At 62.9% G+C, this 11,296-nt stretch carries 7 protein-coding genes and 1 pseudogene; 1 reads left to right on the forward strand and 7 read right to left on the reverse strand.

Annotation, left to right across the window (positions count from 1 at the left end; genetic code table 11):
* Nucleotides 1–53 precede the first annotated feature (53 nt).
* From ubiB to PW947_RS03725, 7 genes and pseudogenes are all read right to left on the reverse strand, one after another.
* Entirely contained in the window at nucleotides 54–1,628 is a 1,575-nt protein-coding gene (gene ubiB / locus PW947_RS03695; RefSeq protein ID WP_299629718.1) for a ubiquinone biosynthesis regulatory protein kinase UbiB, read from the reverse strand.
* Between the two features lie 15 nt (nucleotides 1,629–1,643).
* Complete coding sequence (locus PW947_RS03700) at nucleotides 1,644–2,306, reverse strand: SCP2 sterol-binding domain-containing protein (RefSeq protein ID WP_299629719.1); 663 nt, start codon at nucleotides 2,304–2,306, stop codon at nucleotides 1,644–1,646.
* A gap of 121 nt (nucleotides 2,307–2,427) precedes the next feature.
* Nucleotides 2,428–3,420 carry a TIM44-like domain-containing protein gene (locus PW947_RS03705; protein WP_299629720.1) on the reverse strand — a complete coding sequence of 331 codons (993 nt, stop codon included), beginning with the start codon at nucleotides 3,418–3,420 and terminating at the stop codon, nucleotides 2,428–2,430.
* A gap of 37 nt (nucleotides 3,421–3,457) precedes the next feature.
* Nucleotides 3,458–4,190, reverse strand: a pseudogene (gene ubiE / locus PW947_RS03710) (bifunctional demethylmenaquinone methyltransferase/2-methoxy-6-polyprenyl-1,4-benzoquinol methylase UbiE).
* Between the two features lie 66 nt (nucleotides 4,191–4,256).
* Nucleotides 4,257–4,667: a DUF971 domain-containing protein gene (locus PW947_RS03715; RefSeq protein WP_299629721.1), complete on the reverse strand. Its 411-nt coding sequence runs from the start codon at nucleotides 4,665–4,667 to the stop codon at nucleotides 4,257–4,259.
* Nucleotides 4,668–4,674: 7 nt separating this feature from the next.
* The gene (locus PW947_RS03720) at nucleotides 4,675–5,103 is read right to left on the reverse strand and encodes an HIT family protein (RefSeq protein ID WP_299629722.1); all 429 of its coding nucleotides are present in this window, start codon (nucleotides 5,101–5,103) and stop codon (nucleotides 4,675–4,677) included.
* 34 nt (nucleotides 5,104–5,137) lie between these two features.
* Entirely contained in the window at nucleotides 5,138–9,232 is a 4,095-nt protein-coding gene (locus tag PW947_RS03725) for an FAD/FMN-binding oxidoreductase (protein WP_299629723.1), read from the reverse strand.
* A gap of 538 nt (nucleotides 9,233–9,770) precedes the next feature.
* On the opposite strand from PW947_RS03725, the gene ilvA reads away from it, so the two are divergent.
* Nucleotides 9,771–11,294, forward strand: coding sequence for a threonine ammonia-lyase, biosynthetic (gene ilvA, locus PW947_RS03730; RefSeq protein WP_299629724.1), 1,524 nt, complete (start codon nucleotides 9,771–9,773; stop codon nucleotides 11,292–11,294).
* The last annotated feature ends 2 nt before the right edge of the window (nucleotides 11,295–11,296 follow it).

Genomic DNA, 11,296 nt, shown 5'->3' on the forward strand with positions numbered 1-11,296 from the left:
AACCGCAACCGCAACCGCGCGCAGCGACCGCCGCTGACGGCCGGCAACCGTCATTAACCGCCGTAAGACAGCGCCAGCCAAAGCTTCGCGATCACCGCGCCGATACCCACCGCGACACCGAACATCAACATCCCTTGCAACAGCCGGTTGGTGCGTTTTTGTTCCAGCAGGATCTGCCGGATCATGTCGTCGTTCGGACGCTGCGTTTCATGGCGTTCGGCCAGCACGTGGTGAATCAGACGCGGCAACTGCGGCAATGTCTTGCTCCACTGCGGCGCTTCGATCTTCAGCCGCTCGTACCAGCCGCGCAACCCGATCTGCTCGTTCATCCAGCGTTCGAGGTACGGTTTCGCGGTTTTCCACAGGTCCAGTTCCGGGTCGAGCGAACGGCCCAGACCTTCGACGTTCAGCATGGTCTTTTGCAGCAGCACCAGTTGCGGCTGAATTTCGACATTGAAACGGCGCGACGTGGAGAACAGGCGCATCAGCACCTGACCGAGCGAAATATCTTTCAGCGCACGATCGAAATACGGCTCGCAGACCGCGCGAATCGCGCTTTCCAGTTCTTCGACGCGCGTGTGCGGCGGCACCCATCCCGACTCCAGATGCAACGTCGCCACGCGGTGATAGTCGCGCTTGAAGAACGCGAGGAAGTTCTGCGCGAGATAGTTTTTATCGAAGTCGGACAGTGCGCCGATGATCCCGAAGTCGAGCGCGATATAGCGGCCGAAATGCGCCGGATCGAGGCTCACCTGGATGTTGCCCGGATGCATGTCGGCGTGGAAAAAACCGTCGCGGAATACCTGCGTGAAGAAAATCTCGACGCCTTCGCGCGCGAGCTTCGGAATATCCACGCCCGCCGCCCGCAAGGTTTCCACCTGGCTGATCGGCACGCCGACCATCCGCTCCATCACGAGCACGGTGGGCGTGCAGAACTCCCAGTACATTTCCGGCACGAGCAGCAGATCGAGGCCCGCGAAATTGCGCCGCAACTGGCTGCCGTTGGCCGCCTCGCGCATCAGGTCGAGTTCGTCGTGCAGGTATTTGTCGAACTCCGCGACGACTTCGCGCGGCTTCAGCCGCTTGCCGTCCGCCCACAAACGCTCGGCCCACACGGCGATGTCGCGCAGCAGCGCGAGGTCGGAATCGATCACCGGCAACATGTTCGGACGCAGCACCTTCACCGCGACCGATTTGCCCGCGTGCTGCCCCGCTTTCACCTTCGCGAAGTGCACCTGCGCGATCGACGCGCTGGCCACCGGCACCCGCTCGAAGTCGTCGAACAGCACGCCGACGGGCGCACCGAGCGCCTTCTCGACAATGCCGATCGCCACGTCGGAATCGAACGGCGGCACCTGATCCTGAAGCTTTGCGAGTTCGTTGGCGATATCCACCGGCAACAGATCGCGACGCGTGGACAGCACCTGACCGAACTTCACGAAGATCGGCCCAAGGCTTTCGAGCGCGAGACGCAGACGTTCGCCCGGCGGCGCGTCGAACTTGCGGCCAATCGTGGTGACGCGCAACAACAGCCGGACACGGCGGTCGTTGACGCGACTCAACATCATCTCGTCGAGACCGAAACGGATGACGGTAAAGAAAATCTTGAGAAAACGCAGAAAACGCATGGTTGAGCCCAGTGACTAGCGCGTGCCGCGCGGAGTGGCGGCGGCGCCCGGCGCGACTGCGCCACGGGCTTCGACCTGCTGCTTATCGTGTTGCTTCTGTTCGAGCCGCTCGACGCGCTTTTCGACGCGCGCCAGCGCATCGCGCGCACGGGCGAGTTCGGCGTTGAAACCGTCTAGCGCGGCGCGGCGGACCAGTTGCGGATTTTCGTCCAGCAGATATTCGCCGACCGAATCCAGCAGATTGCGACCCGTGCGCAACGCCTGCTGATGCACTGTGCGCGCGAACGACGCGACGCGCCAGGCCGGCCCGTCACCGATCAGCCGTGCCAGATCTTCTTCCGGCTCCCAACGCAGATGCTCGGCGAGCTTTGCGATGGCCGTGGCGAACTCGGCATCGCCTTCGATCTTCACGTGCTTCATCACGGCTGCCTGACCGCCTTGCACGAAAGCCGGCAACGCGTCCGACGGCACCGAGATCGTCACGTCGAAACGCTGGGCTTCGGTTTCGTCGACGGCGGCCAGATAGCCGTCGGGTTGCACCAGCAGCATCAACACCACGGGCGAACATGACAGCCGCGCGGTCTTTCCGGCATACGGAGCGAGGCGGTCGCGCGCCCATGCTTCACGGGCGAGCAGATGATTGACAGCAGCAGCGAAGGGCTTGGCGGCAAGGGTCATTGAGGATGGCAAGAAAAAACCCGCGCAGGCGAGGTGCCCACGCGGGTTCCTATTGTAACGTCCGTCACGTCCGTTCGCGCCCCGTCAGGGCACGGCCGAACGGCCTAGGACCGATGCAAGGTCAATGTTGGACAACCTGCTGGATGCCCGCGAGCAACCAGCCTTCGTTGTTACGCGACGCGCGCGACAGATTCCAGATTTCGACGAACGGTTCCGCCGATGCCCCCGCCGTTTCGCGGATCAGGCCGGAGAAGCGCACGCTCGCGAAGTAATCGCTGCCGCGATCTTCGACGCCGAGCAGGTCGGCGTTCAACTGGACGACGTCGGTCTGGTTGCCCTGCGTGCCGCGCGAGTCGAGGTCGACCTTCACTTCGGCGAACATTTCCGGCGTCGTGAATTCACGGATGTCGTCCATGTTGCCCGCGTCCCATGCAGCTTGCAGGCGCACGAAATACACCTTGGCGTTGCGCAGGAACGCTTCGGAATCGAAATTGGCCGGAACGGCCGGCGCGGCTTCGATGTCAGGCGTGTTCAGCGGATTGCCTTGCGGCGCCAGATACGAACCCGACGGCGGCGCCGTGTAGCTCGGCTGCTGCGAATAGCCCGTGCCGCCCGCGTTCAGCGACGGCGACGCGCCCGCGTAAGCCGGCGTAGCCGTGTCGCGCTTGCGGTTCATGAACTTGCGGATCAGCCAGATCGCGACCATGGCGATCAGCGCGATCACGATGATGTTCGCGAACGCACCGGCGAACGCGCCGCCCAGACCGAAGTGCGACAGCAACGCGGCGATACCGAGACCGGCAGCGAGACCGGCGATCGGTCCGAGCCAGCGCGAACGGTTCGGCTGTGCGGCCGGAGTCGGTGCAGGCGCGGGTTGCGAGCGCTGCGCGGCTTGCGAGCTATTCGGAGACTGGCTCGGCGACGGCGTGGCTTCACGCTGCATCGACGACGATTGTTGACGGCCGATGCTGCGACCACCGCCCATCCGGCGCGCTTCGGCGTCGAGCGACGCCACGCTGCCGGCGACGATCAAACCGACCACGGCGAGCATTCCGATTCGCCTCGCCCACGAACCCCCATGCTTACGGGAACCTAACAAACGCGAATCGGCCATTTTTGACATTTCCTTTAAAAACGATGGGTTAGGGACCCTAGTATTTGGTCCCCACATGTAACGCTACCACGCCAGCTGACAAATTGTAATATTTGACGGCATCGAGGCCTGCTTGTTCCATCATCGTTTTTAAAGTTTCCTGGTCGGGGTGCATCCGGATAGATTCGGCCAGGTAACGATAGCTTTCGGCATCTTTCGCAAAACGGTCGCCCAGCCACGGCAACACCTTGAACGAATAGACGTCGTAAGCTTTCTTCAGCGGGTCCCACACTTTCGAAAACTCCAGCACGAGCAAACGCCCGGCCGGTTTCAGCACGCGCCGCATTTCCGCCAGCGCCACGTCCTTGTGCGTCATGTTACGCAGGCCGAAAGCCACGGTCACGACGTCGAAGTAGTTGTCCGGAAAGGGAATTTTCTCGGCGTCGCACAGCAGCGCCGGGGTAATCACGCCCTTGTCCAGCAGACGGTCGCGGCCCACGCGCAGCATCGATTCGTTGATGTCGGGTATGCCAGACTTCGCCGGTGTCGCCCGCCTGCTTCGCGAACGCTTTCGACAGATCGCCCGTTCCGCCCGCGATATCGAGCACCTTGTAGCCGGGCCGCACGTTCGCCTGCGCGATCGTGAACATCTTCCAGGCCCGGTGCATCCCGCCCGACATCAGGTCGTTCATCAGGTCGTAGTTGGAGGCGACCGAGTGGAAAACCCCCGCCACTTTCTTCGCTTTTTCCTGTTCGTCGACCGTCTGATAGCCGAAGTGGGTTTTGCTCATCGCGCTCGTCCTTTCGCGTATTCTGGAATGTTGCGCCGCGTCATCGCGGCTAAGGGGCGAATCGTATCAGTGACAGCCGTGCGACGCGCTCTTTTCGGGCATCGGCGCATCGCGGTCCACGCCCGCTGCGTCGAGTTTGTCGAAATACTCGCGCCAGTGCTCGTTCTGGCGCGTCGCGAGGTCGTACAGCAGATCCCACGAATAAAGACCGGTGTTGTGACCGTCTGAGAACGTCGGCTGCAACGCGTAATTGCCGACGCCTTCCAGCGCGGTGATGGTCACCTGCCGTTTTCCGGTCTGCAAGGTTTCCTGCCCCGGCCCATGCCCGCGCACTTCCGCCGACGGCGAGCACACGCGCAGCAACTCGAACGGCACGCGATAGCTGACGTTGTTGTCGTATTGCAGTTCGAGCAGCCGGGATTTGCTGTGAATGACGACGCCGACGGGAATCGGCGTGTCGCGATTGAGTCCAGCCATGATGACCTCAGGCGAAAGCGTGTTCGAGTTCGCTGCGCACTGCGTCGCGCAGCAGCGTAGCCTGCGCGCGCCGCGCCGCCAGCAGCGCTTCGGACACCGTGCGCTGGCGCGGCGCCCAGACCGGCAGCGGGAAATGCGCGTCGTTGGAAAAACGGGGAATCACGTGCCAATGCACATGCGGCACCTGGTTGCCGAGGCTCGCCAGGTTGATCTTGACCGGCTGCATCACGCGACGGATCGCGCGTTCGGTCGCGTTGACCGCGCGCATCACCCGCTCGCGTTCGGCGTCGTCGAGATCGGAAAATTCGGCGATGTGCCGGTTCAGGATAACCCGGCAAAAACCGGGGTAATCGGTCTCGTCGGCGAGGACGACGCGCATCGCGTCGTCCTGCCACAACACGTCGCCGCCTTCTTCACGGCAGAAAACACAGTCCATCGTCGTCCTCAGGCTGAAATCGTTCGTGGTGCCATTAAACCAGCACGCGCTCGATTCCGCCATTGTTCGCCCGCTGGACGTAATCCGCCATCCAGTCTTCACCCAGCACGTGACGCGCCATCTCGACGACGATGTAGTCCGCCTCGATGCCCGCGTCTTCGTTGTAGCGCGACAGGCCTTGCAGGCAAGACGGGCAGCTCGTCAGGATTTTCACGTCGGTCGCGCCGTTCGGCGTCGGGCCGTCGCCGGCCTTCAGCACCGAACCCGGCGCCGCGCCCGCCGACCCGGCCGATGCATTGGCCGGGTTGATCGCGTTCGCGCCCGCTTCCGCGACGAGCGGTATGCCGCGCAATTTGGCCGCGCCCTTGCGGATTTCTTCTTCCTTACGGAAGCGCACTTGCGTCGAAATGTCCGGGCGCGTGACAGCCAGCGTGCCCGACTCGCCACAGCACCGGTCGTTCTTCTCGATCTGGTAGCCGTCTTTCTCCGAACCCATCAGCTGATTGACCAGCTTGATCGGCTCGATGGTCTTGATCGGCGAGTGACACGGGTCGTGATACATGTAGCGCATCCCGTTCACGCCATCCAGTTTCATGTTCTTTTCGAGCAGGAACTCGTGGATGTCGATGATCCGGCAACCCGGGAAAATCTTCTCGAATTCGTATCCGGCCAGCTGGTCGTAACAGGTGCCGCACGACACCACCACCGTCTTGATGTCCAGATAGTTCAGCGTGTTCGCGACGCGGTGGAACAGCACGCGGTTATCCGTGACGATCTTCTCGGCCTTGTCGAACTGACCCGAGCCGCGCTGCGGATAACCGCAGCACAGGTAGCCCGGCGGCAGCACGGTTTGCACGCCCGCTTCCCACAACATCGCCTGGGTGGCGAGTCCGACCTGCGAGAACAACCGCTCCGAGCCGCAACCGGGGAAGTAGAACACCGCCTCCGTGTCGCTGGTGGTGGTCTTCGGATTGCGGATGATCGGGACGATCTTGTTGTCTTCGATATCCAGCAGCGCGCGGGCGGTCTTCTTCGGAAGATTGCCCGGCATCTTCTTGTTCATGAAGTGGATCACCTGCTGCACGACGGGCGGCTTGCCGGTCGTCGCGGGCGGTTGCGCGGTCTGCTTCTTCGCGAATTTCTTCAGCACTTCGTTGCCGAGGCGCTGCGCCTTGTAACCCACGCCCATCATCGCGGTGCGCGCGAGGTTGATGGTCTGCGGATTGGTTGCGTTCAGGAAGAACATGCCGGCGGCATTGCCCGCGTTGAACTTCTTTTTGCCCATCTTGCGCAGCAGATTGCGCATGTTCATCGTGACATCGCCGAAGTCGATCTTCACCGGACACGGCGTCACACATTTGTGGCACACCGTGCAGTGATCGGCGACGTCGTTGAATTCGTCCCAATGCTTGATCGACACGCCGCGGCGCGTCTGTTCCTCGTACAGGAACGCCTCGACCAGCAGCGACGTGGCGAGAATCTTGTTGCGCGGGCTGTACAGCAGGTTCGCGCGCGGCACGTGGGTCGCGCACACCGGCTTGCACTTGCCGCAACGCAGACAGTCCTTGATGGATTCGGAAATCGCGCCGATATCCGACTGCTGCATGATCAGCGATTCATAGCCCATCAGCCCGAAGCTCGGCGTGTACGCATTGCGCAAATCCGCGCCTTCGAGCAGCTTGCCGGCGTTGAAACGGCCGTGCGGATCGACGCGTTGCTTGTACTGACGGAATTCGCTGATCTCTTCGTCGGTCAGGAATTCGAGCTTCGTAATACCAATGCCGTGCTCGCCGGAAATCACGCCATCGAGCGAGCGCGCCAGCTTCATGATGCGTGCGACCGCGACGTGCGCGTCCTGCAGCATCTCGTAGTTGTCCGAGTTGACCGGCAGGTTGGTGTGAACGTTGCCGTCGCCCGCGTGCATGTGCAGCGCGACGAACACGCGGCCGCGCAGCACCTGCTTGTGAATGGCCTGCGCTTCGTCGAGGATCGGCTTGAATTCGCCGCCGTTGAAAATCTGGCGCAGTTCCGCGCGAATTTCCTGCTTCCACGACACGCGCACCGTACGGTCTTGCGTGATGTCGAACACGGTCGCGCCCGGCTGCGCATCGACGCGATCCGCGAACTTCTCCGCGAGCGCCGCGTAGCCGAGTCCGACCATGTAATGCTGCGCCTCGCGCAACGACAGATCGAGCTTGTCGCGCAGGAATTCCCAGCGCGTACGCACGTTTTTCAGCAGATCCAGCGCCTGTTGCACGCGGTCTTCGAGCAGTTCGGCGGACGGGATTTCGTTCGCGTCGTCGCTCTTGCCGAGCGGCAACTTGCCCGCCTTGAAGAACGCTTCGAGCGCATCGACCAGTTGCAGCTTGTTCTTGATCGACAGCTCGATGTTGATGCGTTCGATGCCGTCCGTGTACTCGCCCATCCGGTTCAGCGGGATCACGACGTCTTCGTTGATCTTGAACGCGTTGGTGTGCTTCGCGATCGCGGCGGTGCGGCTGCGGTCCAGCCAGAAGCGCTTGCGGGCTTCGGCGCTGACCGCGACGAAACCTTCGCCGCTCTTGCCGTTGGCCATCCGCACGACTTCCGACGTGGCCTGCGCGACCGAGTCCGCGTCGTCACCGACGATATCGCCGATCAGCACCATCTTCGGAAACGCGTTGCGCTTGCTCTTGGTCGCATAGCCGACCGCGCGCAGATAGCGCTCGTCCAGATGCTCCAGACCCGCGAGAATCGCGCCGCCCTGCTTCGACGTTTCGAACAGGTAATCCTTGATTTCGACGATGCTCGGAATCGCTTCGCGCGCCTGACCGAAAAACTCCAGACAGACCGTGCGCGTATGCGCGGGCATCTTGTGCAGCACCCAGCGCGCCGACGTGATCAGGCCGTCGCAACCTTCCTTCTGGATGCCCGGCAGACCCGCGAGGAACTTGTCCGTCACGTCCTTGCCCAGACCTTCCTTACGGAACACGCGGCCCTTGATGTCCAGCGATTCCGTGCGCAGCAGCTTTTCGCCCGGTTTGTATTCGCCGTCGAACCACTTCAGCTCGAAGCGCGCGACTTCGATGTCGTGGATCTTGCCCATGTTGTGATCCAGACGCGTGACTTCGAGCCAGTTGCCTTCCGGATCGACCATCCGCCACCAGGCGAGATTGTCGAGCGCGGTGCCCCACAGCACGGCCTTCTTGCCGCCCGCGTTCATCGCGACGTTGCCGCCGATGCACGATGCGTCGAGCGAGGTCGGATCGACCGCGAACACGAAACCGGCCTGCTCCGCCGCTTCCGTCACGCGGCGCGTGACCACGCCCGCGCCCGAGAAAATAGTCGGTATCTTGCGCTCGACGCCCGGCAGATCGCTCATCACGATCGCGTCGAGCTGTTCGAGCTTTTCGGTGTTGATGACAGCCGAGAACGGCGTCAGCGGAACCGCGCCGCCGGTGTAGCCGGTGCCGCCTCCGCGCGGAATCACGGTCAGTCCGAGTTCGAAACACGCCTTGATCAGGCCGGCGATTTCTTCTTCCGTGTCCGGCGTGAGCACGACGAACGGATATTCGACGCGCCAGTCGGTGGCGTCGGTCACGTGCGACACGCGCGCGATGCCGTCGAAGCGGATGTTGTCTTTCTGCGTGCGGCGACCGAGCACCCGGGTTGCGCGCCGGCGCAGATCGGCGGTTTTGGCGAACTCGGCTTCGAACGCGTCGACCGCGCGACGGGCCGCGGCGACCAGCGTTTCGACACGTGCCGCGCGATCGACACCGGCGTTGTCGTTGTGTTCGACCAGATCGGCGCGACGGCGCTTCTCGATTTCCGTCAGACGGTGATGCAGCGCTTCGATCAGCAGCGCGCGACGCTTCGGGTTGTCGAGCAGGTCGTCCTGCAGATACGGATTGCGGCGCACGACCCAGATATCGCCCAGCACTTCGTACAGCATCCGCGCCGACCGGCCGGTGCGGCGTTCGGCGCGCAGTTCGGCCAGCACGGCCCATGCGTCGTCGCCGAGCAGACGGATGACGATCTCACGATCCGAAAACGACGTGTAGTTGTAAGGAATTTCGCGCAGGCGCGGTTCGAGGTCGACTGCAACCGCCGCGGCGGCGCCGTGCGGATCGAATACTTGAGGTGCGTTCATGTTGGACGACTCGGTGGGTCGGCAAGACGCGCCTCGGACGAGGCGCCAGCCGACGATGCGCGTGGGGCGCAAATCTGGAAATCTTCTATTGGAAGCGAAGCACTTGCCGACGGTGGACGCACGCCAGCCGCTTCGCGGCGCTCAGATACCGCTACACGATCGTGCGTGCCGTGCATGCCGTTCAGCCGCGGGACGAGACTCGCGCGGCGCAGGCATTAAATGGGCGATCTGAGGCTGCCAGTGCATCTTCCGATCCTTATTCCAAAATCGGATTCTACCGCATGATCGGACTGCGCGTTGACGCTCGAATCGCGCTGCGACAGGCGTTTTAGCGGAGGGAAACGGACACGTTGGCGTCACGTTCGCACGGAGAATCGCCAACCGGACGGTCGGCTTTCGGGTCCGGGCGCAGTAGCGCGGGGTGTTCGCGAGGATCGGTCAAACGGCTAACGATCTACCTGTTTAAGGCCAGAACGAAGGTCGTTGGCGCTATTATTGACATTTTCCCGCCTCAATTACGCGCACCGCGCCTCCCCGCATGGCTTCTCACGACTACCTGAAGAAAATCCTGACCGCGCGCGTCTACGACGTGGCCCGCGAGACCGAACTCGAACATGCGCGGAACCTGTCCGCACGGCTGCGGAACCCGGTTTACCTGAAGCGGGAAGACAACCAGCCGGTGTTCTCGTTCAAGTTGCGCGGCGCCTACAACAAGATGGTGAACCTGCCGGCCGAGGCCCGCGAACGCGGCGTAATCACCGCTTCGGCGGGCAATCACGCGCAGGGCGTGGCGCTGGCGGCCGCGCGGCTGGGCGTGAAAGCGATCATCGTGGTGCCGGTCACTACGCCGCAAGTGAAGGTCGACGCGGTACGCGCGCATGGCGGCCCGACGGTCGAAGTCGTCCAGGCGGGCGAGTCGTTCAGCGACGCGTACGCGCATGCGGTCAAGCTGCAGGCGCAGCGCGAGCTGACCTTCGTTCATCCGTTCGACGATCCGTACGTGATTGCCGGTCAAGGCACGGTCGCGATGGAAATTCTGAGCCAGCATCAAGGTCCGATTCACGCAATCTTCGTTCCGATCGGTGGCGGCGGACTGGCGGCAGGCGTCGCCGCCTACGTGAAAGCGGTGCGTCCGGAGATCAAGGTGATCGGCGTGCAGACTGAAGATTCCTGCGCGATGGCGCAGTCCATCAAGGCCGGCGAGCGCGTCACGCTGAACGAAGTGGGCCTGTTCTCGGACGGCACGGCGGTCAAGCTGGTCGGCGAAGAAACCTTCCGGCTGTGCAAGGAATATCTGGACGACGTGCTGGTCGTGAACACGGACGCGTTGTGCGCCGCGATCAAGGACGTGTTCCAGGACACCCGCAGCGTCCTCGAACCGGCCGGTTCGCTGGCGGTTGCCGCAGCCAAGCAGTACGCGGAACGTGAAGGCATCGAAGGGCAGACGCTGATCGCCATCACGTCGGGCGCGAACATGAACTTCGACCGGATGCGCTTCGTCGCGGAGCGGGCCGAAGTCGGCGAGGCGCGCGAAGCGGTGTTCGCCGTGACGATCCCGGAAGAGCGCGGCAGTTTCCGGCGCTTTTGCGAGCTGGTCGGCACCCGCAGCGTCACCGAGTTCAACTACCGGATTGCGGAAGCGAAGTCCGCCCATATCTTCGTCGGCGTGCAGACCAAGAATCGCAGCGAGTCGGCGCAGATCGCGCAGGCGTTCGACGCGCACGGCTTTGCCAGCGTCGACCTGACCGGCGACGAGTTGTCCAAGCAGCATATCCGCTACATGGTGGGCGGCCGCTCGCCGCTCGCGCACGACGAACGCCTGTTCCGCTTCGAGTTCCCGGAGCGGCCGGGCGCGCTGATGAAGTTCCTGTCGTCGATGGCGCCGAACTGGAATATCAGCCTGTTCCATTACCGGAATCAGGGCGCGGATTACAGCTCGATCCTCGTCGGCATTCAGGTGCCGTCGAACGAAAGCAGCGAGTTCGACCGCTTCCTTGCCACGCTCGGCTATCCTTACTGGGAAGAAAGCACGAACCCGGTGTACAAGCTGTTTCTGGCCTGATG

Origin of the sequence: Paraburkholderia sp. (genome assembly GCF_028283785.1) — a bacterium.
Lineage (GTDB): Bacteria > Pseudomonadota > Gammaproteobacteria > Burkholderiales > Burkholderiaceae > Paraburkholderia.

Excerpts from the sequence above, each read along its gene's own strand:
- ubiB (WP_299629718.1), bottom strand. The coding sequence starts at position 1,628 with ATGCGTTTTCTGCGTTTTCTCAAGATTTTCTTTACCGTCATCCGTTTC.
- PW947_RS03700 (WP_299629719.1), bottom strand. The coding sequence starts at position 2,306 with ATGACCCTTGCCGCCAAGCCCTTCGCTGCTGCTGTCAATCATCTGCTC.
- PW947_RS03705 (WP_299629720.1), bottom strand. The coding sequence starts at position 3,420 with ATGGCCGATTCGCGTTTGTTAGGTTCCCGTAAGCATGGGGGTTCGTGG.
- PW947_RS03715 (WP_299629721.1), bottom strand. The coding sequence starts at position 4,667 with ATGGCTGGACTCAATCGCGACACGCCGATTCCCGTCGGCGTCGTCATT.
- PW947_RS03720 (WP_299629722.1), bottom strand. The coding sequence starts at position 5,103 with ATGGACTGTGTTTTCTGCCGTGAAGAAGGCGGCGACGTGTTGTGGCAG.
- PW947_RS03725 (WP_299629723.1), bottom strand. The coding sequence starts at position 9,232 with ATGAACGCACCTCAAGTATTCGATCCGCACGGCGCCGCCGCGGCGGTT.
- ilvA (WP_299629724.1), top strand. The coding sequence starts at position 9,771 with ATGGCTTCTCACGACTACCTGAAGAAAATCCTGACCGCGCGCGTCTAC.